The organism is Amycolatopsis sp. NPDC003865 (assembly GCF_053605345.1).
Window position 1 is genome coordinate 202,367 of the sequence record NZ_JBSGJA010000017.1, and the last position, 26,348, is coordinate 228,714.

General features: G+C 70.7%; 20 protein-coding genes. 15 read left to right on the top strand and 5 right to left on the bottom strand.

The features are described from left to right. Nucleotides 1-33 precede the first annotated feature (33 nt). From ACWEVP_RS34365 to ACWEVP_RS34375, 3 genes are all read left to right on the top strand, one after another. Nucleotides 34-2,331: a beta-xylosidase/alpha-l-arabinosidase gene (locus ACWEVP_RS34365; RefSeq protein WP_452066741.1), complete on the top strand. Its 2,298-nt coding sequence runs from the start codon at nt 34-36 to the stop codon at nt 2,329-2,331. Next, nucleotides 2,328-3,545: an SGNH/GDSL hydrolase family protein gene (locus ACWEVP_RS34370; RefSeq protein ID WP_452066742.1), complete on the top strand. Its 1,218-nt coding sequence runs from the start codon at nt 2,328-2,330 to the stop codon at nt 3,543-3,545. The genes ACWEVP_RS34365 and ACWEVP_RS34370 overlap by 4 nt, the downstream gene beginning before the upstream one ends. A gap of 238 nt (nt 3,546-3,783) precedes the next feature. After that, a complete protein-coding gene (locus ACWEVP_RS34375; protein WP_452066743.1) occupies nt 3,784-4,437 on the top strand; it encodes an Asp23/Gls24 family envelope stress response protein in 654 nt (217 codons plus the stop codon). 45 nt (nt 4,438-4,482) lie between these two features. Here the strand turns inward: ACWEVP_RS34375 and ACWEVP_RS34380 are convergent, their stop codons facing one another. Then, the gene (locus ACWEVP_RS34380) at nt 4,483-5,046 is read right to left on the bottom strand and encodes a dihydrofolate reductase family protein (RefSeq protein ID WP_452066744.1); all 564 of its coding nucleotides are present in this window, start codon (nt 5,044-5,046) and stop codon (nt 4,483-4,485) included. A gap of 383 nt (nt 5,047-5,429) precedes the next feature. Here ACWEVP_RS34380 and ACWEVP_RS34385 point away from each other — a divergent pair, with 383 nt between their 5' ends. The 5 genes from ACWEVP_RS34385 to fxsT all read left to right on the top strand — a co-directional run bounded on the left by ACWEVP_RS34385 (nt 5,430) and on the right by fxsT (nt 15,362). Continuing rightward, complete coding sequence (locus ACWEVP_RS34385) at nt 5,430-7,238, top strand: ThiF family adenylyltransferase (protein WP_452066745.1); 1,809 nt, start codon at nt 5,430-5,432, stop codon at nt 7,236-7,238. After that, the gene (locus ACWEVP_RS34390) at nt 7,235-8,188 is read left to right on the top strand and encodes a 3-oxoacyl-ACP synthase III family protein (protein WP_452066746.1); all 954 of its coding nucleotides are present in this window, start codon (nt 7,235-7,237) and stop codon (nt 8,186-8,188) included. Before ACWEVP_RS34385 ends, ACWEVP_RS34390 begins: the two co-directional genes overlap by 4 nt. Before the next feature lie 216 nt (nt 8,189-8,404). After that, nucleotides 8,405-9,943, top strand: a complete 1,539-nt coding sequence (locus tag ACWEVP_RS34395; RefSeq protein WP_452066747.1) for a VMAP-C domain-containing protein — start codon at nt 8,405-8,407, stop codon at nt 9,941-9,943. Further along, a complete protein-coding gene (locus ACWEVP_RS34400) occupies nt 9,940-10,983 on the top strand; it encodes an AAA family ATPase (RefSeq protein ID WP_452066748.1) in 1,044 nt (347 codons plus the stop codon). The genes ACWEVP_RS34395 and ACWEVP_RS34400 overlap by 4 nt, the downstream gene beginning before the upstream one ends. Beyond that, the gene (gene fxsT, locus ACWEVP_RS34405) at nt 10,926-15,362 is read left to right on the top strand and encodes an FxSxx-COOH system tetratricopeptide repeat protein (protein ID WP_452066749.1); all 4,437 of its coding nucleotides are present in this window, start codon (nt 10,926-10,928) and stop codon (nt 15,360-15,362) included. Before ACWEVP_RS34400 ends, fxsT begins: the two co-directional genes overlap by 58 nt. A gap of 25 nt (nt 15,363-15,387) precedes the next feature. Here fxsT and ACWEVP_RS34410 read toward each other — a convergent pair whose 3' ends face one another. After that, a complete protein-coding gene (locus ACWEVP_RS34410) occupies nt 15,388-17,154 on the bottom strand; it encodes an HEXXH motif domain-containing protein (protein ID WP_452066750.1) in 1,767 nt (588 codons plus the stop codon). An 854-nt stretch (nt 17,155-18,008) separates the two neighbouring features. On the opposite strand from ACWEVP_RS34410, the gene ACWEVP_RS34415 reads away from it, so the two are divergent. Next, nucleotides 18,009-18,563, top strand: a complete 555-nt coding sequence (locus ACWEVP_RS34415) for an NPCBM/NEW2 domain-containing protein (RefSeq protein WP_452066751.1) — start codon at nt 18,009-18,011, stop codon at nt 18,561-18,563. Here the strand turns inward: ACWEVP_RS34415 and ACWEVP_RS34420 are convergent. Further along, nucleotides 18,556-20,127 (bottom strand): phosphoenolpyruvate--protein phosphotransferase, encoded by a 1,572-nt coding sequence (locus tag ACWEVP_RS34420; protein WP_452066752.1) that lies wholly within the window; start codon nt 20,125-20,127, stop codon nt 18,556-18,558. The two genes, ACWEVP_RS34415 and ACWEVP_RS34420, sit on opposite strands and share 8 nt — an antisense overlap. Before the next feature lie 103 nt (nt 20,128-20,230). On the opposite strand from ACWEVP_RS34420, the gene ACWEVP_RS34425 reads away from it, so the two are divergent. The 5 genes from ACWEVP_RS34425 to ACWEVP_RS34445 are packed head-to-tail and all read left to right on the top strand — an operon-like array spanning nt 20,231 to nt 24,123. Continuing rightward, on the top strand, nt 20,231-20,992 hold the full coding sequence (locus ACWEVP_RS34425) for a DeoR/GlpR family DNA-binding transcription regulator (protein WP_452066753.1): 762 nt from the start codon (nt 20,231-20,233) through the stop codon (nt 20,990-20,992). Next, nucleotides 20,989-21,933, top strand: a complete 945-nt coding sequence (gene pfkB, locus ACWEVP_RS34430) for a 1-phosphofructokinase (protein ID WP_452066754.1) — start codon at nt 20,989-20,991, stop codon at nt 21,931-21,933. The genes ACWEVP_RS34425 and pfkB overlap by 4 nt, the downstream gene beginning before the upstream one ends. Then, a complete protein-coding gene (locus ACWEVP_RS34435; protein ID WP_452066755.1) occupies nt 21,930-22,382 on the top strand; it encodes a PTS sugar transporter subunit IIA in 453 nt (150 codons plus the stop codon). Before pfkB ends, ACWEVP_RS34435 begins: the two co-directional genes overlap by 4 nt. Before the next feature lie 2 nt (nt 22,383-22,384). After that, on the top strand, nt 22,385-23,833 hold the full coding sequence (locus ACWEVP_RS34440; protein ID WP_452066756.1) for a PTS fructose transporter subunit IIC: 1,449 nt from the start codon (nt 22,385-22,387) through the stop codon (nt 23,831-23,833). Between the two features lie 11 nt (nt 23,834-23,844). After that, nucleotides 23,845-24,123 (top strand): HPr family phosphocarrier protein, encoded by a 279-nt coding sequence (locus ACWEVP_RS34445; protein WP_452066757.1) that lies wholly within the window; start codon nt 23,845-23,847, stop codon nt 24,121-24,123. Nucleotides 24,124-24,172: 49 nt separating this feature from the next. Here the strand turns inward: ACWEVP_RS34445 and ACWEVP_RS34450 are convergent, their stop codons facing one another. Next, nucleotides 24,173-24,727 carry a TetR/AcrR family transcriptional regulator gene (locus ACWEVP_RS34450; RefSeq protein ID WP_452066758.1) on the bottom strand — a complete coding sequence of 185 codons (555 nt, stop codon included), beginning with the start codon at nt 24,725-24,727 and terminating at the stop codon, nt 24,173-24,175. Nucleotides 24,728-24,806: 79 nt separating this feature from the next. On the opposite strand from ACWEVP_RS34450, the gene ACWEVP_RS34455 reads away from it, so the two are divergent. Next, complete coding sequence (locus tag ACWEVP_RS34455) at nt 24,807-25,676, top strand: NAD(P)H-binding protein (RefSeq protein WP_452066759.1); 870 nt, start codon at nt 24,807-24,809, stop codon at nt 25,674-25,676. A gap of 7 nt (nt 25,677-25,683) precedes the next feature. On the opposite strand, the gene ACWEVP_RS34460 is transcribed toward ACWEVP_RS34455, so the two are convergent. Next, a complete protein-coding gene (locus ACWEVP_RS34460; protein ID WP_452066760.1) occupies nt 25,684-26,271 on the bottom strand; it encodes a TetR/AcrR family transcriptional regulator in 588 nt (195 codons plus the stop codon). Between the last annotated feature and the right edge of the window lie 77 nt (nt 26,272-26,348).

The window sequence follows — 26,348 nt, forward strand, 5'->3', positions numbered from 1 at the left end:
CTCCTCTACCCTCCCGACGAAGGGCGGAAAGCCTTGACCACGCAGCCCACCACGGCTCCCGAGCCGTGGCGCGACCCCGCGGCCGACGCGAGCGAGCGCGTCCGCGCCCTGCTCGACCGGATGACCCTGCGCGAAAAGCTCGGCCAGCTCTACGGCATCTGGGTCGGCATCGACTCCGGCGGCGAGGTGGCGCCGCACCAGCACGACTTCGACGACCCCGCGGTCGACTTCGACGACCTGGTCCGCCACGGCATCGGCCAGCTGACCCGTGTCTTCGGCACCCGCCCGGTCGACCCGCTGATCGGCGCGCGCAGCCTCGCCCGCACGCAGCGCCAGATCGTCTCCAGCAACCGGTTCGGCATCCCCGCCGTCGTCCACGAGGAATGCCTGACCGGGCTGGCCGCGTGGCAGGCGACGATCTACCCCGCGCCGCTGTCCTGGGGCGCGACGTTCGACCCGGACCTGGTGCGCCGCATGGGCGAGCGGATCGGGCGGACCATGCGCGAGCTGGGCGTGCACCAGGGGCTGGCGCCGGTTCTCGACGTCGCCCGCGACCTGCGCTGGGGCCGGGTCGAGGAGACCATCGGCGAGGACCCGTACCTGGTCGGGGCGATCGGCAGCGCGTACGTCGCCGGGCTCGAGTCCGCCGGCGTGATCGCGACCTTGAAGCACTTCATCGGGTATTCCGCCTCGCGCGCCGGGCGCAACCTGGCGCCCGTTTCGGCCGGGCCGCGGGAGATCGCCGACGTGCTGCTCCCGCCGTTCGAGCTGGCGCTGCGCGCGGGCGCCCGGTCGGTGATGAACACCTACACCGACATCGACGGTGTCCCCGGCGCCGCCGACCCGGCCCTGCTGACCGAGCTGCTGCGCGACACCTACGGGTTCACCGGCACCGTCGTCTCGGACTACTTCTCCGTGGCGTTCCTGCACCGGCTGCACGGCGTCGCCGCCGACCGCGGCGACGCGGCCGGGCAGGCGCTGACCGCGGGCATCGACGTGGAACTGCCCACCATGGACTGCTACGGCGAGCCGCTGCTCGCCGCGGTGGAAGGGGGCGCGGTCGACGCCGCCGCCGTCGACCGCGCTCTCGAACGGGTCCTGCGGCAGAAGTGCGAGCTGGGCCTGCTGGACGCGGACTGGGCGCCGGAGGTGCCCGAGGAGATCGACCTCGACGACGCCAGTTCGCGGGCGCTGGCCCGGGAAGTCGCCGAGAAGTCCATCGTCCTGCTGCACAACGACGGGACTCTCCCGCTGGCCGCGGACGCCCGGATCACCGTGGTGGGCCCGCGCGCGGACGAGCCCGGCGCGATGCTCGGCTGCTACTCCTTCCCGCTGCACGTCGGCGTCCACCACCCCGACGTCCCGTTCGGCGTCTCGGTGCCGACCGTGGTCGAGGCGCTGCGGGAGTCCTTCGAAGTCACCTACGCGCTGGGCTGCCCGGTCACCGGTGGCGACGACGACGGGATCGCCGAAGCCGTCGCGGCGTGCGCTTCGGCGTCGGTGTGCGTGGCGGTGCTGGGCGACCTGGCCGGGCTGTTCGGCGGCGGGACGTCCGGCGAAGGCTGCGACGCGGCCGACCTGCGGCTGCCGGGCCGCCAGGAAGAGCTCCTGGAAGCCCTGCTCGCGACCGGGAAGCCGGTCGTGGTGGTCCTGCTGTCGGGGCGGCCGTACGAGCTTTCGCGGCAGATCGACCGCCTGGCGGCCGTGGTCTGCGGGTTCTACCCCGGCGAGGAGGGCGGCCCGGCGCTGGCGGGTGTCCTCAGTGGACGGATCAACCCGGCCGGCAGGCTGCCGGTGAGCTTCCCGGCGGCCGGCGCGAGCCAGCCGTCGACGTACCTCGCCGCGCCGCTCGGGCGCCGCAGCGAGGTCAGCACGGTCGACCCCTCGCCGCTGTTCCCGTTCGGGCACGGGCTTTCCTACACGCCGGTGACCTGGTCCGACGTGAGCGCGACCGGCTCGCTGTGGCCGACCGACGGCGTCTGCCGGGTCCGGGTGACCCTGCGCAACGACCACGCGCGCACGGCGTCCGAAGTGGTCCAGGTGTACCTGCACGACCCGGTCGCGGAGGTCGCGCGGCCCGAGCGCCAGCTGATCGCGGCCCGGCGGGTTTCGGTCGAGCCGGGGTCGACGGTGGTCGTGGACATCGGGCTGCACGCGGATCTGACGTCCTACACCGGCCGGGCGGGCCGTCGCCTGGTCGAGCCCGGTGACGTCGAACTGCGGGTCGGCACCTCGAGCGAGCAGATCGTCGCGACCCTGCACTGCACGCTGACCGGCGAGCGCCGGTACGTCGGTGTCGAGCGGGTGATGACGCCGGAGTTCGGCTCGTGAAGCGCACCGCGGCGGTCTTCTGCCTCGCGGTCCTGACCGCGTTGTTCGTGGGCGCGTCCGGGCGTCCGCCCGCGTCGCACTGGGTGGCGACGTGGACGTCGATGCCGCAGCTGACGGAACCGGCCAACATGCCGCCGGCGCCCTTCACGGGTGCCGACCGGGTGCTGGACAACGCTTCCCTGCGGCAGACGGCGCACGTTTCCGCCGGCGGAGCCCGGATCCGGCTGCGGTTTTCGAACGCCTTCGGCGGTGCTGCCCTGCCGCTCACCGCGGTTTCGGTGGCCCGGCCGGCCGGCGGTGCCGCCGGAGTGTCCGCGGTGGTGCCGGGCAGCGTCGTCCCGGTGACGTTCCACGGCAAGCCGTCGACGACGGTCCCGGTGGGCGCGCAGGTGGTGTCCGACCCGCTGCCGTTCCCGGTCCGTCCCTTCGAGAACATCACGGTGACGACGTACCTGGCGCACGGCCAGGCGTCGCTGTCGATCACGTCGCACCCGGGCTCGCGCACGACGTCCTACCTGGTGGCGGGCGACCAGGTGGCCGCGCCCGACCTCCCGGGTGCGACCCCGGTGGACCATTGGTACTTCCTGAGCGGCGTCGAGGTGCTGTCCCCGGCCTCGGCGGTCGCGGTGATCGGCGACTCGCTGTCCGACGGCCGCGGCTCGACGACGAACGGGAACGACCGCTGGCCGGACGTGCTGGCTGCGCGGGTCCCGGCGGCCGTCGTGAACCAGGCCGCGGGCGGCAACCGCGTGCTGCAGGACGGGCTGGGCCCGAACGTCCTGGCCCGGCTGGACCGCGACCTGCTGGCGACGAGCGGCGTGTCGTGGGCGATCGTGTTCGAGGGCGTCAACGACATCGGCACGGCACCGCCGTCCGCCGCGGCGGACGTGGCGTCGCAGCTGATCGACGGGTACGACCAGATCCTGACGCGCGCCCACGCGGCCGGCATCCGGGTGTACGGAGCGACGCTGACCCCGTTCGGCGGCAACACCGGCTACGACGACCCCGCGCGCGAAGCGGCCCGGACGTCGGTGAACGAGTGGATCCGCGGGCATTTCGACGCGGTTCTGGACTTCGACCGGGTGGCCCGCGACCCGGCGGCCCCGGCCCGCCTGCTGCCCGCCTACGACGTCGGCGACCACCTGCACCTCAACCCCGCGGGTTACCGGGCGCTGGGGTCGAGCATTCCGCCCGGCCTATTCCGGGCGGGGTGAAGGAATTGTCCGCCCGCCGGAAAGTGGACAATTCCGGGACGCCATTTCCGGCTCGCGATCACGGTCCGGCGAACCCGGCCTGACGCAGGGTGATCAGTGGTCCAGTCAACGGGTATCCGTTGGGACACAAGCGAGTCTCGAACTCCGGACCCGGTGACCCCGGTCACCGGCGTGCCCCTATCATGTCGCCGTCTGCTCGTCCCCCATCCGCAGTCGACGATCCCGAAAAGGGGAAATCATGTCCGACGTCATCAACAGCATCTTCGGTCGCGCCCAGAACGAAACGCCCAGTTCAGAGAGCTACGAGTACGGGACCACCGCCACGGAGACGGTGGACGCCGGCACGACGGAGACCGAGGCCGCCGAGCCGGTCGAGGACACCGCCGAGGCTGAGACCGAAGACGACGCCGCCGAGACCGGGGACGGCGACGAGGCCGGGTCGGAAGTGGACACCGCCGAAGACACCGACGAGGCGGAAGAGACCGACGAGGCCGGCGAGTCCGGCGAGGACACCGGGGAAGCGGTTTCCGAAGAAGCCGAGGCGCCGGCGGTCGAAGAGGTCGAGGCACCTGCCGAAGAAGCCGCGCGGCCCGCCGCGGGCACCCGCGGCAGCACGACGGTCGCCGACGGCGTCGTCAGCAAGATCGTCATCCGGGTCGCCCGCGGCGCCGAGGGCGTCTACGAGCTCGACGAGGCGGGCACGTCGGTCGAGGTCGACGGCGAGGTCGCGACGATCGCCGTCACGCTGGTGGTCGAGTTCGGCCGCGCGGTCAAGACCCTCGCCGAGCAGATCCGCGTCCAGGTGATCGAGGCGGTCGAGGAGTACCTCGGCCTCGAGGTGGCCACGGTGGACGTCCACGTCGCCGACATCCACTTCCCGGACGCCGGCTGACGACCGGCCCGGTCCCGGGTCCGCGCACCCGGGACCGGGCGCCGCTCACCGGCGCACGCGGTAGCGCAGGTGGAGCACGTCGCGGTCGGTCAGCTGCCGGACGAGCTCCAGCTCGACCCGATCCCCCGCCCCGAACAACCGGCGGCCGCCGCCGAGCAGCACGGGCACCACGTGCAGTTCCAGCTCGTCCAGCAGCCCGGCCTTCAGCAACGCCCGCGCGGCAGCCGCACCGTGCACCATGACCGCGCGGCCACCGGCCGCCGCGCGCGCCTCTTCCGCGCACGCCACCACATCCGTGAAGAACCGCGCGCTCCCCGGCGGGGTGTCGGACGGGTCGACGTGGTGGGTCAGCACGTGGATCGGGACGCCGTCGTGGTGGTCACCGCCCCACCGGCCGGCCAGCTCGAAGGTCCGCCGTCCGGAGATGATCGCCCCGGTCGCCATGGCTTCGGCGTACACCCCCGCGCTCGGCCCGTCGCCGTGCCGGTCGTCGAGCCAGTCGAACAACCGGAAGCCACCGCGGCCCAGCTCCTGGCCCGGCCGGTCGTCCGGCCCGGTCACGAAGCCGTCGAGCGACGTCGTCATGTACAGCCTGATCGGTCCGGTCATCGCGGACTCCCTCCTCGGGTGGGCTACACCGGTGCGTCGAACGGGACACGGCCGGATCGACAGCCCGCGCGGGATCATCTCTCCCCCGCCGGGGTGAAGCCTCGCCACGAACCGCGGGAAGGCCGTGCACGCGCCCGTCGCTGTCCGAAACGGACCGCCACCCCATCGAGTCAACAACCGGTGCCGACCACCGTCCCCGGCGGGTAGCGATCATCACCAGGCGTCAGAATCCTTGTGAGTAAAGGATTTCCCAGGCGAACGACGTCGCCGGACCGGGGCTCGCGGCCGCTGCTACTGTTCCGCCCGCCCTGGTCCGGACCACGTTTCCGGCCGGGTCTCTGCCCGGGCGCTTCCGCCCGCACCTCCTGGAGAAAAGGCGACACTTGACCCACCTGGACCACCCCGGCGCGCCCGCGCCGGACTGGCACGTCACCGCGTTCCCCGGCACCGGCGACCCCTCGATGCTCGGCGCCGTCCGTGAACTCCGCGCGCGGATCCTGTTCGACCACGGCCGCCGCCCGGCCTTCCGCCGCGCCGACGGCGGCCACACCGACGACCAGGCCCTCGACTTCGGTGCCTGGCACTTCATCGCCCGCCGCAGTCCCGCCGGGCCGCCGCTGGGGTACATCCGGCTGTCCACACCGGACACGGGTGTCCCCTTCCAGTCACGGGAGTTCCTCGGGGACGAACGGTACGAAGACCTGCTGGCCGCGGAAGGTCTTCCGGAGGAGGCCGTGTTCGAGCACAGCAGGCTCGTCGTCGAGCACCGCGCCCGGAAACTCGGCCTCGGGTCGTACCTGAACGCGCTGGCGATCGGCGCCGCCCACCACCTCGGGGCTCAGGCGATGATCGGCACGTCCGGCACCAAGGACGGCCAGGACAGGTTCCACGAGCGGTTCGGGTTCCGGCCCGTGCGCGGCACCCGCCGGTACGTCCCGCGGTACACCGAAGACGTCGTGATCCTGCTGCACCGCGTGGCGGACGGCGCCGGCCGCCACCACGACCTCGTGACCCGGCTGCGTGACGAGTTCCCCGTCATCGCCGCGGGCCGGGCCGCCGAGCCGGTCGCCGTGCCGCCGGCCGGCCGGCGCGCGCCGATCACGCCGACCAGCGCGCCGGACCGCGACGTCTGGCGTCCGGTGCTCCACACCGCGGACGACGCACTGGACGCGTTGCTGGCCTCCGGGGACGTCCGCGAAGTCCACGACACGATCGACGAGCAGCTGACCGAGCTGGTCCGCAGCCGCGAACCGTCCTGCCGGGACGACACCGAAATCGCCCGCCTCAAGCGGGACCAGCTGGCCGGGGTACCGCAGTGGGCGTACGGGACCTGGGCGTGGTACCCGTGGTCGGGCCGCCTGGTGCACCTGCTGCCGCGCGAGGAGTTCCGGCTCGTGCGCACCGACCGCAACCGGGGCCGCATCGAACGGCCCGAGCAGCGCCGGCTGTTCGGCAAGAAGATCGGGGTCATCGGCCTGTCGGTCGGCAACAGCGCGGCGCTGACCTTCGCGCTCGAGGGCATCGGCGGCGCGTTCAAGCTGGCCGACTTCGACGCGTTCGGGCTGTCCAACCTGAACCGGCTGCGCGCCGGGGTGCACGACCTCGGCGTCAACAAGGCGGTGCTGACGGCTCGCCAGATGGTCGAGATCGACCCGTACCTCGACATCGAAATCCAGCGCGACGGCCTGAACCCGGACACCATCGAGGACTTCTTCGGCGGCGGCCTCGACCTGCTCGTCGAGGAGTGCGACACGCCGTGGGTGAAGATCGCCGCCCGCGAGTACGCGCGCGACCTCGGCATCCCGGTCGTGATGGACTGCAACGACCGCGGCATGCTCGACGTCGAGCGGTTCGACACCGAGCCCGGCCGGCCGCTGCTGCACGGGCTGCTCGGCGACGTGAAGTCCGTGGACCTGCTCGACCTCGGTCCCGAGGACAAGGCGGACCTGATCCTGGCGATGGTCGACGCCGAGCGGATCAGCCCGGAGCTGGCCGCGTCGTTCGGCGAGCTGGGCCGGACGCTCAGCAGCTGGCCACAGTTGGCGTCCGGCGTCGCGCTCGGTGGCGCGCTCTGCGGCGAAGCGGCCCGGCGCGTCCTGCTCGGCCGGCCCTGCGCGTCCGGCCGGTTCTACACCGACCTCGCCGAGCAGCTGCACCCGTCGCGCGACGTCTACGCCGGTGGTGTCCGGTGAGCGCCCTGTCCGTCCCCGTGGCGATCGCCGGCACCGGCGTCCACCTGCCGCCCGACGTGGTGACCAACGCCGAGCTCGCGTCCACACTGGACACTTCGGACGAGTGGATCGTCAGCCGCACCGGCATCCGCGTCCGGCGCCGGCTGGCCCCGGACCGGTCGACGTCGGACATGTGCGCGGCGGCGGCCCGTCCGGCACTGGCGGCCGCCGGGCTGACGGCCCGCGACGTCGATGCCGTCATCGTCGGCACGTACACCTACGACCAGCCGCTGCCGTCGACGGCGCTGATCGTCAAGGAGCTGCTCGGCGCGGACCGCGCGCTGACCCTGGACGTCACGCAGGCGGCGTGCGCCAACGGCGTCCAGGCGCTGTTCCTGGCGGCGCACCTGCTGCAGACGTCGGCGGCCCGGACGGTGCTGGTCCTGGCGGCCGACTGCGCGTCCCGCGTGACGGACCCGGCGGACCGCACGACGAGGGTGTTCTTCGGCGACGCGGCAGGAGCGGCGGTGCTGACGCGCGCGTCCTCGCCGCAGGGCGGTCTGCTGGGCTGGGACTTCGGCGCGGAGCTGTCCTACGACGTCGAAATCCCGTCACCGGGCGCGTATTTGAAGATGAACGGCCGCGCGGTGTGGGAGACGGCGACGAGGTGCCTGCCGGACAGCATCCTCCGCGCGACGGACGAGGCGGGGGTGCCGGTGGAGGAGGTGACGCACTTCTTCCTGCACCAGGCGAACCTGAACATCATCACGGCGGCCCTGGACAAGCTCGGCATCCCCCGCGCCCGGGCACCGATCACGGTGGACAGGCTCGGCAACACCGGCTCGGCGGGGGTGTTCACGGCACTGCATTCCCGGTTCGCGGCCGGAGACGTCCGCCAGGGCGACACGTACGTGGTGTCGTCGATCGGAGCGGGCTTCCAGTGGGGAACGTTGTGCTTCCGCCACGCGTGAGCTGACGGCGGCCCCGGTCCCCCGCCGGGGCCGCTACTCCCGTTCGCCGAGGCATTTCCCCGGAAGACCGTCGAGGTTTCACGCTCGGTGGAAATCACCGATAACATCTCGATACCGTCAATCGATCTTCACCGCCACAGCAACGCGCGACAACTGAATTAACCCGTTCAGCCTAGGCCGTCCGTTCAGTCGCCTCCGTGCGCGATTCTCGCTAAGATGACGCTCTGTCCCCAAAAGTACGGTGGAGGGCTTGCGATGGCGGGTGGCGCACCCAGCGGGGGCGTGCTGTGGTCACTCGTCCGGGCTTTGCACCAGATGTCCTGTCTCGCCGACCTCAACAGCAGGCGACTGGTTCTGGCGCTGCTCTCCGATGAGTTCGACCACCTGTTACCCGTAACCGAGTACCCGCAGACGACCTTGCATTTGCTCGCGATCGTCGATGCTTGCCGGCGGCGACCGGACGGATTGGTCAAGCTCCTGGCCATCCTGAGCCAGATCGAGCCCGGCACGACGGCGCTGGCGTCCGTCCGTCAGATCATCCTCGACATGACCGCCCTGGAGACCTGGTCGGACGAGGAGCGCAACCAGTTGTTCAGCTTGCTTTCCGGGGTCAGCTTCGCGGGGACAGCCGCCATCTACCACGACGTCGCCGGACTTGATTGCCCGCCGGTCTCCCCTGGCGTCTCGGCCACTCAAGCTTTCCTGATCTTGGAAACGCTCAACTCCGGGCCGGACGGATTGCCGAAGAGTCTCATGTTCATCGAGCACTTGGCCACGAAAACCCGGCCGGACCTCGCCGCCAAAATGCGCTTGTGGGTAGAGGAGAAGACCGACCGGATGAACTTGACGGCGGAGCTGCGCACGTTCCGAGCTCAAATGGCGCTTCGCCGGTCCGTCGTCCAGACGAAGCGGAAAACCGAAGCCTACCTCGTATTCCTCTTGCAGCCCGAAGGTCCGACCGGTGATCGTTTCCGGCTCTCGCACTGGCGCCAGCTCGACGTTTCCGAAGGGTGGTTCCCCGAACCAGGGGACGACTTCGTCGGCGGTTACCACGAGATCCGCCACCGGGTCGCGGTCCTGGCCGAGAAAGTGGAATCGGACTGGGCACACCACGGCCCGGCAATCCACATCGACTTCGTGCTCTCTCGAGACCTTCTGCATCTGGATGTCGACCAGTGGCCGTGGGAGGCGGACGCGCGCACACCACTACCACTCGGCTGCCACTTCCCCGTGGCCGTGCGCAGCCTCGAGCGGATGAAGCTCCGCAAGTGGCACCGCGCGTGGTACGCCCGTTGGAGCGAACTGGTGGACCAGGCCGGCACCGGCGGCCCCATCGCCGTCGAGTCCGGCTTCTGGAACTGCCGCGGAGAGCCACCCAGTCTCCACGAGCTGACGTCGCGGTTCGAATCCCTTCCCAAGCTGATCGCGTTCGTCCTCGGCGACCCGCCCCGCCCGATCGCCGGCAACAGCGACGACGACGAGATCGCAGTCGGCCTCCGAGCCGGGTTCCCGATCATGATCTGGCACCGTGAGAACTGCCGTTCAGAGGAGTTTTTCCAAACCGTGAACGAGATACTGCACGCCAACGACGCGAACCACCTGCTCGAACGCCTGCGGCTGGTCAGGTTGGCCGCGTTCGGCCGAGGTCCCTCGGCCGACCACATCGGAAACCGCCTGGTCATGATGTGGGATGACCCCGAACGCCTCGTCGTACCGGGATCAGCCGCTGCGCCTGAGGTGGTGGCGAGCGCATGACCGAGCCGAGGACGCCGGAGTGGGCTGGTGACTGGCCGGTGTACCGCGGAACCGGGCTGACGGCCCAGGAACCGGTGACAGCACTGCCGGCTCCGCCGCCTTGGCGGACCTTCGACGGCCGCGGCACGGTCGAGATTCCCGCGGACGACGGGGGCGAAGGAATCAGGCGAATCGGCGGGAAACGGACGGTTCCCCGCGTGCCCGACCCGCGTGAGGTGTTGATGGTCAACGCCGCACTGTACCTCCGACGTCCCCTCCTCGTCACCGGACGCCCGGGTACCGGGAAGTCGAGCCTCGCCTACCTCGTCGCCACCGAGCTCGGACTCGGTCCGGTGCTGAAGTGGCCGATATCGAGCCGGACTCAGCTCAAGGACGGACTGTACCTCTACGACGCCATCGGACGGGTCCAGGCAGCACGGACACCTTTCGACGAACAAGCTGACATCGGCGACTTCGTTCGCTTGGGGCCTCTCGGCACCGCGCTACTACCGTTCGAGTTGCCGCGTGTCCTGCTCATCGACGAACTCGACAAAAGCGACATCGACCTACCGAACGACCTGCTCAACGTGTTCGAGGACGGCGACTACGAGATTCCGGAGCTGGTGAGGGTGGCGAAGCAGCGGCCGACCGTCACCGTATACACGCACGACCGCGGCGGAACGGCCGAGGTGACTGACGGCCGCGTACGCACGCGCGCGTTCCCGGTCGTGATCATCACGAGCAACGGAGAACGGGAGTTCCCGCCGGCCTTCCTCCGCCGCTGCCTGCAACTGGAAATGCGGCCTCCGACCGCCGAACAGCTGGGCATGATGGTGGCCGCCCAGTTCGGTGACACGTCCGGATTGGACGTCACGAAGCTCGTTCGTGCGTTCCTCGAACGCAGTGACCAAGTCGGAGGTCTCGCTTCGGATCAACTGCTCAACGCGGTCCACCTCGCGGGTCAGCTCGCCACTTCCGGCGCGTACGAGACCGACAAAAAAGAATGGCGGGAGTTGCTGGAGGCCGTGTGGCACCCGCTGGCGTCACTGGAACCGGAGTGACCGGCGCAGCGGCGGAAAAGCCGCCCGGCGCGCACAAGCTCTTCGAGCAGTCCGGTTCGCTGCGCACCGGTGATCTCACTTGGCGCGAAGTGCGGGACATCTTGTGGCTCGCCACCCGGTTGAGCCCGGCCCCGGGAGAAGCCGGCCGAGGTGGCGAACCACCGTTTCCCCTTTCCGCCGACGACTCGTCGTTCTCGGCCACCAGCCCGGCTCCGCCCACCGCCGGCGAGCGCACTGGGCCCGCGGGCCCGTCGATCGACCGCGGAAGCGGCACCTTCGAATCGGATCGCTTCTTGCGGGCCATCGGCGTCCATGCCGACGCCGGCAGCGCCACGGCCACCCAGCAGTGGCCTGCGGCGCCCGCCCTGCCCCAAGCCCGGGAGATCGCGCGAGCACTGCGGCCCCTGATGCGAACTTCGCCGTCGCCGTGGGACCAGGCGCTCAACGAAGAAGCCACCGCTGTCCGCGCGGCGGAGGACGGCATGTGGCTGCCGGTGTGGCAGCCCGTACCGTGGCACCGGCTCGAACTCGTGCTCGTCGTCGACGCCGCTCCTTCGATGGAGATCTGGCGGCCTACGGTGGAGGAGTTCCGGAACCTGGCCCGGCGGCAGGGCGCGTTCCGCGACGTGCGCACCTACCTCTTCGACAGCTCGCGACCGTCGGCCGGCCAGCTGCGCCTTCGCGCCGAAGGCGCGGTTGAAGCGACTTACCGCCCGAAGGACTTGACGGACCCCACCGGCCGAAGGCTCATCCTGGTCCTGACCGACGCCATCGGTGCGAGCTGGCGAGACGGTACCGCGCAGCAGATGCTGGCTGGGTGGACGACGACCATGCCGGTCGCAGTGCTACACGTGTTGCCGCAGCGGTTGTGGACCTGGGGCGGGCTCTCACCGAGCCGGATGCGCCTGTCTGCGCCGACGCCGGCCGCGCCCAACCGCCTGTTTCAGGTGCGGTACCGCGGGCACGGCGAGGACGAGGCTCAGAGGTCCCCCGGAGACGCTGTCGCTGTACCGGTGCTCGGGCTCTCCGAGGAATGGCTGGCCGGCTGGGCGGAGTTCATTTCCACTGGCGGATCGCTCGAGACGACCGCGGTGCTCGCTCGCCGCGGACCCGGCCGGCAGCCGCCTGCCGAAGAGGACCCAGCGCCTCCGCCGCCAGAGCTCACGCCACGGGAACAGGTGCTGCAGTTCCGCACGTACGCTTCGGCCTCCGCGTTCCAGCTCGCCGGTCTGCTGGCGGCCGCACCCCTGAACCTGCCGATGATGCGGCTCGTCCACCGGGTGCTCCTGCCCGGTGCCGGCCTCTCGGTTCTCGCGGAAGTGTTGCTCGGCAACTTGCTCCGCCGGTTGCCGGGCACCGAACGCTCAGCCGATCCCGCCGAGGTGACCTTCGAGTTCCGCGACGGGATCCGCGCGGAACTACTCTCCGGAGGGCGCCGCGACACGACGGTGCGCGTTGTCCGTGTCCTCGATGACTTGGCGGGCGAGGACATCCCGGCCCTGCGGAACTACCGAGCCGCTGTCGACGACCCGGACACAACAGCCCACCTCTTCCCGTCACCGGAGAATGTTCCCTACCTGCGAGTGCAGGAGGCAGTGTTCCGCGCCCTGTCCGGGCGGTACATGCTTCGTGCCAAACAACTTGAAGTGGACCTGCAACCGGCGGCCTGGACGAGCGGTCACCTCCGCACCCGGCGATACTCCTTGAGACGAGACGAAAGCCCGGGGACGTCCGCAGGTCGAGGTGGCCCGGGCCGGACGCCCGCGGCCGGACGAGGAACGCGTGAGCGAACTCCAAGCAGCAGGTTCTCGTCCAGAGGAGAGGAAGCCGTGACGAATCCAGCTGCCACGTCACCGGACGAGAACCGGCAAGTAGCGCGCGTCCGGCCGCAGATCTGGGGCTCGATCCCGCTGCGCAATCCCGATTTCGTAGGCCGGATCGAGCTACTGGAGCAGCTCCGGGACCGGCTCGTCCGAGGATTCGGGGCGATGGCGGTGCTCCCGGAGGCCTTGCACGGCATGGGCGGCGTCGGTAAGTCGCAGACGGTGGTCGAGTACATCTACCGACACGCGAACGAATACGACGTGATCTGGTGGATTCCCGCCGAACAGCCCTCGCAGATCGCGAGCAGCCTCGTCGAATTGGCGAAACGTCTCGGCCTTCAGGTACCGGGCACCGCGGATGCGGCCGTTCCGGGAGTGCTGGAAGCACTGCGGAAAGGTGAGCCGTACTCGCGCTGGCTGCTGGTGTTCGACAACGCGGACCGGCCGGACATCGTGAGCCCCTTCTTCCCGGCGATCTCCGGCGACAGCGGGCACATCATCGTCACGTCACGGAACTCACAGTGGTCCGGAGTGGCACGGACGGTCGAGGTCGATCTCTTCACCCGCGAGGAGAGCAAAGAGCTGCTCCGCAAGGCAAGCGGGCAGATCACGGACGAGGAGGCCGACGTCCTCGCCGAAGCACTGGGTGACCTGCCCTTGGCCGTCGAACAGGCCGCGGCGTGGCGGGCACAGACCGGTATGCCGGTGGCCGAATACCTGCAGCTGCTCGATCAGAACCTCGCCGAGCTGACGGCGGAGTTCGAGTCCCCCGACTATCAGCGTTCCGTCGCGGCGGCGTGGAACGTCCCGCTGGCCAGGCTCCGGAATTCGCATCCGGCTGCCCTGCAGTTGCTCCAGGTCTGCGCCTTCTTCGGGCCGGAGCCTATTTCGCGCAGTCTCTTCACCGCCGTGCGCAATGCGCCGGTGCCGGACGCTCTCGCCGAGGCGCTGAGTCAGCCGATCAAGCTCAACCTCGCGATCCGGGAGATCAGCCGGTACAGCCTGGCGAGGCTGGACCACCGGAGCAACACCCTCCAGTTGCACCGGTTGGTCCAGACGGTGCTGAAGAACCAGCTGACCGAGACGGAGCAGAACGAAATGCGGCACGCGGTGCACGTGCTGCTGGTGCACGGCGACCCCAACGACCCGGAGAACTCGGCGAACTGGAAGACATATTCCGAGCTGCTCCCGCACGCGATGGTGTCGCGGATGATGGAGTGCCAGTCCGACGCCTGGGTGCGCCGGATGATGGTCAACCTGGTCCGCTACCTCGTCAGCTCCGGCGACTACGAAGGTGCCCGGGAGACGTCGCGCGAGGCACTGGAGAAGTGGCAGGACATGTTCGGCGAGACCGACCCCGACACCCTGTCGATGGCCCGTCTGCAAGGGGTCTCGCTGTGGCGGCTCGGCCGGATGGAGGAGGCGCGGAAGCTCAACACCCGCACGTATGAGCTGGTGAAGGAGACGATGGGGGAGGAGAACGAACTCTTCCTCGCCGTCGCCAACGCGGTGCGCCAGGACATGCGGTCGCTGGGCCGGTTCGACCGCGAACTGGAGATGGGCGAGGACATCTTCGAACGGTCCAAGCGAGTCCTCGGTGAAGACGACCCCGCGACGCTGGCCGCGGGCAACAACCTGGCCGGCACGTTGCGCCTGGTCGGCAAGTTCTTCGAAGCCCGCGATCTGGACGAAGACGTCTGGCGGCGCAAGAAGATCGTGCTCGGTGAGGAACACGTCGACACGTTCCTCACCTTGAACGCTTGGGCGATGGACCTGCGGGAGTGTGGCGACTGGATGGATGCCTGCGATCTCCAGGAACAGACGTTGATCCGGCAGCGGGAAGTCATCGGTGCGGACCACCCGAGGACAATCGGCGCGATGCGCAACCTCGCCGTCGCGCGACGCAAAGCGGGTGACCACCACGGTGCGTACGAACTCTCGAAAGAGTGCGTCGAGCGCTACCGGCGGCGGCACGGTGACCGGCACCTGGACACGATCACGTCGAGGATGTGCATGGCCGCCGACCTGCGGCACCAGGGCGATCTCGCCAGCGCACTCGACCTCGGCGAGTCGAGCCACCGGTTGTTCGTCGAAACGCACGGCGCGGAGCACCCGTTCACGCTCGTGGCGGCCATCAACCTCGGCATCATCCTGCGGCTGATCGGTAGCCTGGAGAAGGCCTACGAGCTCGACAAGCAGACAACCGCCTCTTTGCGGCAGGTCTTCGGGGATGACCACCCGTCGACGATGGTGTGCGTGACCAACCTGGCAAGCGACCTGGCGGCGCTGGGCCGGATCCACGAAGCGCACGACCTCGACGTCGCCGGCCTGGAGCGGTCGGCCCGGGTGCTCGGCCCTTATCACCCCGCGACGCTGGCGATCGCGGTGAACCTGTCGATCGACCTGCGTGCCATGGGGCGCGACGATGAAGCCGCGATTCTGCACGGGAATACCCTCGTGCAGCTGCGGGCCGCGTTGGGCGAGGGACACCCCGCCGTCTTGGCGGCCGTCAGGTCAGAGCGCGCCAACTGCGATACCGACACGATGCAGCTGTAACCGCCCGGTGAGACCTCGACTGCGTCTAGCAGTCGAGAGCGGTGTCCAGCCAGGCCACCAGCTTCGCCGGCTCGTCGATCCGCTCTCCCCCGGCGAGCAGCCGGTCGCGGACGGCCAGGACCATCTCCGGGACGAGGACCAGTGCGTTCTCCTCCGAGGTGGCTCCGGCGAGACCGAACGCCAGCCACGCTCGGTCGTCATCAGGGCTCGAGCGGATTTCGGCCTCGTACGCGTTGCGGGCCGCCATGGTGTCCCCGTTGACGTAGGCCGAGTCGGCATCGGACTCGCCACGTCCTTCGGCTGGATCGATGCCGTCGATGATGAGGGTCTTCAGCATGCCGAGGCGTTTCGACGCTGGAATGTGTCGATGACACGGCACGACCTCCGGACGAACGGACGAGACGTCCGAGGCCAGGTCGCCGACGGTCCACGCCGCGGCCAACCTGATCACCCGGCGGGGATCAGGGCGGAGGTGCTGGGCCCGCCAGTACGCTCGATGCTCGCGCGTCATCTTGCGGATGCCGTCGAGTACGTCGCCCGGCACATCGTCGTGTTCGACGAGGTCGAGCCGGCCGGACACCGCGTCGACGAACTCCCGTCCCAACGCGGTGAGGCCCTCCGCCCCGGCCAGCGAGTCGAGCGTGTGCCGGACCTGCCACCTTCGGTACGCGTAATGGAAGTCGGCCAGGCCACGCCCATTACCTGCCGGGCCTCGCTGCCCCCGCCAGAACTCGACCGCCGTGGTGAAAGCAAAAACGCCGTGAAGCAAACCACCGATCGGGCGCGGATCATCACGCCATGGGGCATAACCCAGATCCTCAGTTCCGGGAAATGATAGCTCGGTAAAATCGAACAGAGCGTTGAGCTTGGAATGCTGCATTTCGTGAATGAGTGCTTCCGCGAGCTCGGGAGCAGAACTTCTGCGAGAGACAGCTACGGCACCATATGCCACCGACGACGAGGCTCCGAGTATCGGACTCCCCAGGCCCAGGGGGACGATCGTCGAAATGCCTTGCGAAAGCTCTTCGGCGAATCCACGGTAATCGGCGACAAGCAAATCCCAGGCTTCACCCGTCTGACTCTCCCACGCCTGCCGTTCACCGGAGTCGAGTGGACGCGGCGGGATGGGCTCGGAGAATTCGCGATACGGTCCTCGGTCGTCAAGTTCGACACGGAGCCGGACTCCGTCGCGCTCGCATTCGATCGAATCGGCCGGCTCGATGGCGAGGACCGCATCCGGCGGCGAACCACCGATCGGCAGTCGCCGGGTGCGTCCGACATGGATCACCGTCCCCGCCTCGGACACACGCACCACAGTGCTCGTGACACCGGTATCCCCGTTCAGCCGGGCTTGGCCAACGGTCGGCAAGGTGATCGTGTCATCGACCACGGGAACATCCACCGTGCAAGGAATCTCGCACCGGACGGCGGCGGCCGCCGCCACCGATGACAGATAGCCGATGTCCGCAAGACACAGCCGGTCCGCCGCCGCTGCGCGCAGGGCGCCGGCCAGCCACACCCCCACAGACGGATGCAGCAGCAATTCCTCCACCACGGACGGGTCGCACCGCTCGGCGGCGGCGAGGATGTCCCACGCGTTCCCGAAACTCGAAGACAGTTCGGGCACACCCGAAGCGTCTCCCGCGATCTCGGCGAGCGACCGCAACAACAGTTTGCGACGACTGAGCTGCATCGCCCGGAGGTCTTCCATCACCGGCCTACCGACAGGCCCAGAGCAGAACTCGGTGAAGGACGACGACATGAGGCGATGCCGAGAAATCGTCGGAATCATCCGATTGGCTCCTCGGCCACCAGACGGACCCCGGCTGCGCCGATCACCCCGCAGAAGATCCTCACCCGCTATACCTGCCCCTGCCCCTGGATGTCATCCAGTTCGGCCCGTTTCGAACGTTCGAGAACGACGGCTATCGCGGATTTCAATTCCGGTGTGCGGAGCCCACGAAGTTCACCGAGAGGTACTCGGGTGAGATCGATCAGATCTCCCTGGACCTCCACATCGGGCAGCCTCACCTGGACCAGCCTCTCCGTCGCGTTCAAGTTCTCCAGCATTATGCCCGAGAGCCCGGCGCCACGCGACGCCTCCCTCCTTTGTCAGGGGAGAGCCCAGAAGTGGCAAGAAGACGGAGGAGCACGGTCCGGTGGTGCTGGTGAGCGCCGAGGTCTCGGGAGCGTTCGATCGAAAGGTCGCTCGGTCGGGTCCAGCGGGCCGTCGCAACACTCGCTGTATGACTCCGTGGGCTCGACCTGTGCTGGACGAGGTACCTCAGACGGGGAATTTCCACTTGGCCGGCTACCGAGCCTGGAGCCGGCACCCAGAGCAGATGAATCTCCTATTCGCCCCGGTAGACGACGTGGATACGAGTTTCAAGGTCGTCAGCGGCCGTCGGCTCGACCTACGACCCGTGCGGGGCGAAGACATCGGCCAGGCGCAAGTTCTTCCGGCGGAGGAACTCGTCGAAGCCGCCGCGCACCACACAGTGCCGAGCAAAGACTGCTTAACGTCCGGGGCGGCGATGGGGTCCCCTGTCCGATCTCTTTCTCGCACCACGCCCAGCCGCCGTCGGTCAACTCCCAGACGAACGTGCGGCCGACCTTCTCGCTCGAGATTTACCCGGTGTCCTTCAGTTGCGTGCGTTCCTTGCCGGTGAGCGTGAAGCCCACCAGTTCACCGGCCAGGGGCAGTACCCGATGCCCCGCCGCGGGGTCTGGCGCGGCGGAGGAACCCGGGAGCCGCAGCCGGTGCGAGCGAGCGAACTACCGTGGACCTGCACCAGCCAAGGGATCCGGCGCGGCCCGGCCTCCATCGACGGCAGCCGCTACGAACACAGCATCCTCCTGCGGCCCACGACCCCCACCGCCGGCGGGCCGGGCTTCGTCGAACTCGACCTGGGCGGCCGCTACCGGCGGTTCACCACCGTCGCCGGCGTCCTCGACGATGCCCGGGACCCCTTCCAGGTCGGGCGGTTCCGTGTGGTGCTCGACGGGACGCCGCGGTCCGAACACGAGGTTGCCGCCGGGAAGCCCGCGACGATCGACCTCGATGTCACCGGGGCTCGGGTGCTGCGGCTCGAGATGTCACGGCCCGGCGTTCCCGCCTCGCCCTTCGGGTCCGCCGCCGTCGTCGTCACGCGCCGGGGGCGGCCGCCCGAGCTGGGCCTCGGGGATCCGACCGTCACCTGAGGCCTGCTGAGCGGCGGCACCCGGCCAGGTCCACCGACCGCAGCGCCGCCCCCACGCCGGCCAGCGCCACCGCGTTCATCGACAGCGACGTCACTCCCGAACCGACCAAGACGGGCGCCAGCGACGGGTCCGCGGCCGCCTCGCCGCACACCCCCACCGGCTTCCCCGCCGCCTCGCCCGCCGATGCCACCATTTCCACCAACCTCAGCAACGCCGGCTGGTGCGGGTCGTTCAACGTCGCCACCGCGCCGAGCTGGCGGTCCGCCGCGAAGACGTACTGCGCCAGGTCGTTCGTGCCCAGCGAAACGAAATCGACCTCCGCGAGGATCGCCTCCGCGCACAGCGCCGCCGCCGGGATCTCGATCATCACGCCCACCCGGGGGACGCCCGCCGCGCGGGCCCGTGACGCGAACCAGGCCGCCTCGGCAGCCGTCGCCACCATCGGGGCCATCACCGACAGCTCCGCTCCCGCGTCGCCGGCCGCCGACACGATCGCGGCCAGCTGGCGGTCCAGCAGGTCAGGCCGGTCGAACGCGACGCGCAGGCCGCGGACGCCCAGCGCCGGGTTCGGTTCCGCGCCCATCGGCAGGAACGCCAGCGGCTTGTCGGACCCCGCGTCCAGGGTCCGGACCACCACCGGCTTCCCAGCGAACGGCGCCAGCACTTCGGCGTACGCCGCCCGCTGCTCGGCCTCGCTCGGCTCGGCACTCGCCGACAGGTAACAGAACTCCGTGCGGAACAGGCCGATTCCCTCGGCGCCCGCGGCGAGGGCCGCACGGGCGTCGGCGGGCGATCCCACGTTCGCCAGCAGCTTCACGCGGTGGCCGTCCGCGAGCCGCCCGACGCCGTCCCACGACGCGCGTGCCGCTCGGGCCGGTGCCGAAACCGCGCCGTCGGACGGCGAAACGGTGCCCGCGGAACCGTCGACCGCGAGCCCGGGCGTGTCCACCGCGAGGACACCCGCGCACGCGACCACGGCCGGGATCCCGAGGGCCCGCGCCAGGATCGCCGTGTGGCTCGTCGGGCCGCCTTCCTCCGTCACCAGCGCGAGCACGAGGTCCGGATCGAGGCCGGCCGTGTCGGCCGGCGCGAGATCACGGGCCACCAGCACGCTCGGCGCCGTCAGCTCCGGGACGCCCGGCGGGGCCAGCCCCAGCAGCGAAGCGACGATCCGGTCGCGGACGTCGGCGACGTCCGCGACGCGCTCGGCCAGGTACCCGCCGGCCGCGCGCAACGCCGTCATGAACTCCCCCGCCGCTTCCCACACCGCACGCGGCGCCGGCAACGACCGCGTGCGGACCAGCTCCGAAGCGGACGCGACCAGAGCCGGGTCCGACGCCATCGCCGCCGTCGTCTCCAGGACCGACCGGGCATCTCCGGACACGGAACGGGCACGATCGGACAGCGCCGCCGCGACCGATTCGGCGGCCGGCCCGATCTTGCCCACCTCCGCCGAAAGATCGTCCGGAGCCGGCGAAGAAGCGGGTTCTCGCAGGTCGGCAAGCACGACTACGCGCGGACCGGCGACCCGGCCGGGGCTTACTCCGACTCCGGACAACTGCATGGCGGAACCTCCGGACGCAAAAGATCTCGTAACTGGGGATTGACAGTACGGTAACAACGGGCACAATCAAACTGCAACGGGCAAACATCGGAGAGGAACGGGCATGTACGCCGCCGAACGGCATCAGCTCCTGGCACAACGCGCACGGCGCGACGGCCGGGTCGACGTCAACGACGTCGCCGGCGAACTCGGTGTCGCCCCCGAGACCATCCGCCGCGACCTCGGCGTCCTCGAACGCCAGGGCGTCGTCCGCCGCGTCTACGGCGGCGCGGTCGCCGTCGAGCGGCTCGACTTCGAACCCGAAGTGGCCCAACGGGACCGGACGAACGCCGCCGAGAAGGACGCGATCGCCCGCGCCGCGCTCGACCTGGTCCCCGACCGCGGTGCGATCCTGCTCGACGCCGGCACGACCACCAGCAGGCTCGCGACGCTGCTGCCCGCCGACCGCGAGCTGACCGTGATCACCAACTCGATCCCGGTCGCCTCGATCCTCGCCACCCGCCCGGGCGTCACGCTGCACATCCTCGGCGGCCGGGTGCGCGGGACGACGCTCGCCGCCGTCGAGGCCTGGACGCTGCACGCGCTCGACGGCCTGCTCGTCGACGTCGCTTTCCTCGGTGCCAACGGCTTTTCCGCCGAGCACGGCTGCACGACACCGGACATGGCCGAGTCCGCGGTGAAGGCCGCGGTGGTCGCCGCCGCGCGCAAGCGGGTGCTGCTGGCCGACCACAGCAAGTACGGCACCGACCAGCTCAGCCGGTTCGCGCGGCTGGCCGAGATCGACGTCCTGGTCACCGACAGCGGCCTCGACGCCGGTGCGGTGGCCGAGCTCGAAGAAGCGGGCCCGGAGGTGGTGCTGGCGTGATCGTCACCGTCACCCCGAACCCGAGCCTCGACCGGACGGCGCGGCTGGCCGGCCTGCGCCGCGGCGAGGTCAACCGGGCCGAGGCCGTGCGCCTGGACCCCGGCGGCAAGGGCGTCAACGTCGCCCGCGCGCTGGCCGCCGCCGGCACCCCGACCGTCGCGCTCCTGCCCGCCGGCGGCCTCGTCGGCGACCGCCTGGCCGACCTGCTCGCCCCCGAAGGCGTCCCGGTCGTCGCCGTGCCGATCGCCGGCACGACCCGCAGCAACATCACGCTCGTCGAAGCCGACGGGACCACGACGAAGATCAACGAGCCGGGTCCGGAGATCTCCCCCGCCGAGCTGGCCACCCTGGAACGCCGCGCCGTCGAGCTGGCCGCGCGCGGGGAATGGCTGGTGTGCTGCGGCAGCCTCCCCGCCGGGGTCCCCGACGACTTCTACGCGCGGCTCACGAAGCTCGCGCACGACGCCGGGGCGAAGGTCGCCGTCGACTCGTCCGGCGCGCCACTCGCCGCCGCCTGCGAAGGTGGGCCGGACCTGCTCAAGCCGAACCTCGACGAGCTGGTCGAGCTCGCCGGCCGCCCACTGCCGCTGCTCGGCGACGTCGTCGCCTTCTGCCGCGAGCTGATCTCCGGGGGCGTCGGCACCGTGCTGGTCAGCCTGGGTGCGCGTGGCGCGGTCCTCGTCGGGGAAACCGAACCGCACCACGCGCTCGGCCCGCTGGTCGCCGTGCGCAGCACCGTCGGCGCCGGAGACGCCGCACTCGCCGGGTTCCTCCACGCGGGAGGGACCGGCCCCCGAGCCCTGCGCACCGCGGTCGCCTACGGCACCGCCGCGGTCACGCAGGAGGGCAGCCGCATGCCCACCCCCCACGACGTGCACCCCGACCAGGTGCGCGTGCTCGACGCCGACCCCACCCTCACCCTCAGCGGAGCCGCCGCATGACCACCCCAGACCTGATCACCGCCGACCTGGTCGACCTCGGCCTCGACGCCGCCGACAAGGCGGGTGCCACCCGCGCGCTCGCGCAGCGGCTCGTCGACGCCGGGCGGGTGACCGACCTCGACCTGTTCCTCAAGGACGTCGCCGCCCGCGAGGAGCAGATGGCCACCGGGCTCGAAGGCGGCATCGGCATCCCGCACTGCCGCTCGGCCGCGGTGACCGCGCCGACGCTGGCGTTCGGCCGCAGCGCCGCCGGCGTCGACTTCGGCGCGCCGGACGGCCCGGCCAAGCTCATCTTCCTCATCGCCGCGCCGGAAGGCGGCGGCAGCGACCACCTCAAGGTGCTCGCCGCCCTCGCCCGCCGGCTCGTCCGGGCGGAGTTCAAGCAGCACCTCCTGGACGCCACCGACGCCGTCGCCGTCGCCGCCTACATCCGCCAGGAGGTGTCCTGACCATGAAGTTCGTCGCCATCACCGCGTGCCCCACGGGCATCGCGCACACCTACATGGCCGCCGAATCGCTCGAGCAGACCGCGAAGGCCAACGGCGACACGATCGTCGTCGAGACGCAGGGTTCGGCCGGCTCCGAACCGCTGTCGGCCGAGGACATCGCGAGCGCGGACGCCGTCATCTTCGCCGCCGACCTCGCCGTGCAGGGCCGGGACCGCTTCGCGGGCAAGCCGATCGTCGAAGCGCCGGTCAAGGCCGCGATCAACGACGCGGCCGGGCTGTTCGAACGCGCGAAGGCCGCGGCGCGCGAGCCGGTAGCGCCCGCCGCCGCCCCGGAGCTGACCTCGAAGGTCGGCGCGAACGACAAGGCCGGAACCAAGGTCCGCCAGTGGCTGATGACCGGCGTCAGCTACCTGATCCCGTTCGTCGCCGCGGGCGGGCTGCTCATCGCGTTGAGCTTCGCGCTGGGCGGCTACCAGATCGTCGACGCGCCGAAGGTCACCGAGCACTTCGACGCGGGGTCGGTCGCCGGCTGGGCCGCGCTGATGTTCCAGATCGGCAGCGCCGCCTTCGACTTCCTGGTGCCGGTGCTGGCCGGGTTCATCGCCTTCGCGATGGCCGACCGCCCGGCCATCGCGCCCGGCTTCGTGGGCGGCGCGATCGCCGTCACCGTCGGCGCGGGATTCCTCGGCGGTCTCGTCGCCGGCCTGCTGGCCGGTGGCGTGGTGATGGCGCTGAAGAAGGTCCAGGTGCCGAAGGCGGTGCGCGGGATCATGCCGGTGGTCGTCTACCCGCTGCTCGGGTCCATCGTGGTCGGTGTGCTGATGTACGTCGTGGTGGGCAAGCCGATGGCCGCCGCGACGAGCGGGCTGACGAACTGGCTCAACAGCCTCAGCGGGGCCAGCGCGCTGCTGCTGGGCGCGTTGCTGGGCTTGATGATGGCGTTCGACATGGGCGGGCCGGTCAACAAGGCGGCCTACACGTTCGCCGTGGGCGGCCTGACCACCGGCGCCACCGGGTCGCTGCAGATCATGGCCGCGGTGATGGCGGCCGGGATGGTGCCGCCGCTGGCCCTGGCGCTCGCGTCCACCGTGCGGAAGAAGCTGTTCACCGAGGCCGAGCGCGAGAACGGCCGCGCGGCCTGGCTGCTCGGCGCGTCGTTCATCACCGAGGGCGCGATCCCGTTCGCCGCGGCGGACCCGTTCCGGGTGATCCCGTCGATCATGCTCGGCTCGGCGGTGACGGGTTCGCTGTCGATGGCGTTCGGCGCGACGCTGCGTGCCCCGCACGGCGGGATCTTCGTGCTCCCGCTGATCGGCAGCCCGCTGCTGTTCCTCGTGGCGCTGATCGCCGGGACCCTGGTCGCGGCCGGCTCGGTGATCGCGCTCAAGCAGGTGCGCTTCCGGGCGGCGTCCGCGTCGGCCGCCGTCTCCGGTCAGCCGGTCAACGCGTGAAGGAGTCCACTGTGTACCAACGTCGCACGCTCGTCGCCAGCAGTGTCGGGCTGCACGCCCGGCCCGCGGGCCTGGTCGCGAAGACGGCCGCCGGCCAGCCGGCGAAGGTGAAGATCGCCAAGATCACCGGCGGGGTCGCGGGCGACCCGGTCGACGCCGCGAGTGTCCTGGGGTTGATGACCCTGGGTGCGGGGTTCGGCGACGAGGTCGAGCTGACCGCCGAGGGCGACCACGCCCAGGCGGCGGTCGACGCGCTGGCCGAGCTGATCGCCCAGGACCTCGACGCCTGACAATGGACGAGGGCACGGCACCCCCGGGTGCCGTGCCCTCGTCGCGTGGTCAGGCGCGGATTCCCGCCAGCTGGAGGTCGATCAAGCGGCGCCACTGGCCGTCGCCGGTCATGTTGGCCATCGCCGCGCGGGTGACGAGGACGAAGTCCCCGGGGCCGAAGTCGGCTCGTAGCAGGCCGGCTTCGACGGCGCGGCGCACGATCCGGCCGACGATCTCCGCGAACGCGGTCTTCTGCTCTTCGATGTCGGCCCAGCTCGGTTCTTCCGGGCCGAGGAGGGCGAACCGGAACGCGGCGTCGGGTTCCGCCGCTTCCAGGTAGCCGTAGAGCAGCGTCTCGAACGCCACCCACGGGTCCCCGGCCTCCTCGGCACCCCGGGCGAGGAACGTCATCTCCTCGAACCGGCGGCCGATGATCGCCGCGCGCAGTGCCTGCTTGTCGGCGAAGTGCCGGTACAGCGTGCCGACCCCCAGCCCGGCCCGGTCGGCGATCTCTTCCATCTGGACGGCGTCGCCGCGCCGGGCGAACAGTTCGCCGGCGGCGTCGAGGATGGCGTCGCGGTTGCGCCGGGCATCGGCGCGCAGCACACGTCGGGAAGCGGTCATGGTCGCCTCAGCGTACTTGACCGCGGTGCCTTCCGCGCTATATTCGGAAGCGGAATTCACCTTCACTTTAGGAGCCGCCATGATCGTCGTGACCACCCCGACCGGGCAGGTCGGCCGCCGGCTCGTCCGCGACCTGCTGGCCGCGGGCAGCAAGGTCAAAGTCGTCGTCCGAGACCCCGCGCGCCTGGACGACGACGTCCGCGAGCAGGTCGACGTGGTCGAGGGAAGCCATGCCGACCCGGCCGTGCTCGACGCGGCACTGCCCGGAGCCGCCGCGCTGTTCTGGCTCGTGCCGCCGAACCCCGCCGCGGCGAGCGCCGACGAGCACTACCGCACCTTCGCCCGGGCCGGCGGCGAAGCCGTCCGCCGCCACGGCGTCGGGCACGTCGTGGCGGTCAGCAGCGCCGGACACGGCTGGCCCAAGCCGGCGGGGGTCCTGTCCGCGGCCTTCGCCATGGACGCCGAGCTACAGGAGTCCGGCGCGGCCTACCGCGCGGTGTCCCCGCCGTTCTACCTGGAGAACCTGCTCGGCCAGCTCCCCGCGATCCGCGAGCGGGGCGTGTTTTCCCTGACCTGCGCCGGCGACCGGCCCCTGGCCACGATCGCGACGCGGGACATCGCCGGCACCGCCGCCGGCCTGCTGACGGACCTCTCCTGGACGGGACAAGCGGACCTGCCGCTGTTCGGTCCCGATCGGCTCACCCCCGACGGCATGGCCGGGGTGCTGGGCGAGGAGCTCGGCCGGCCGATCCGCTACCAGCGCATCCCGCTCGCCGAGTTCGCCGCGATGCGCCGGTCCCAGGGGGCGAGCGAGCGGGTGGTCGAGGACGCCGTCGCGATGTTCGCCGCCCAGGACGAGGGCATCTACGACGCGGACTGGGCGAAGGCGGCGATCGCGCCGACGAGTTTCCGGGCGTGGTGCCGGGAGGTCCTCCAGCCCGCGCTCTGACCGGGGTTCAGGCCGGGCCGAGCAGCGCGATCGACGCCCGCACCGCGACCTCGGTGACGTCGCCGGCCCGGCCGCCGTCCTCCACGGTCGTCGCGATCAGCTCGCGCAACCCGCCCAGCAGCATGATCGCCAGCTGGCGGGACGGCGGGCTGATTCCCGCCGCCCGCAGGGACGGCGTGTCGGTCAGCCGCTGCGTCATCGCGATGAACGCCTCCATCACGTCGCGCTGCAGTTCCCGGGCCGCCGCGCCCAGGGCCGGGAGGTCGCGGATCCAGCTCAGCGTGATCGCCGGCTCGGACTCCGCGCACGCGATCCACGTCTCGATCGCCTGGCGCACCTGCTCCCGCCACGGCGCACCCGGGTCGACCGCGTCGGAGATCTGCTCGATCATCGACCGGTTCGCGTCCGCCAGCAGCGCGATCAAACACTCTTCACGACTGGAGAAGTGCTCGTAGAACGTCCGCCGGGACGTGCGGGCCCTGCGGACGATGCCGGCGACCGTCGTGTCGCGGAAGCCGTCTTCGGTGATCGACTCGGCCAGGCCGTCCAGCAGCCGCTGCCGGTGCCGGCGGGTGTCGACGTCCACGGAAGTCACGCTATACCCCTCCCTCTTGAACGGGGATGGTACACCGGCGTACCGTACCGACGGTACGCTCGCGTACCACCTCTCGG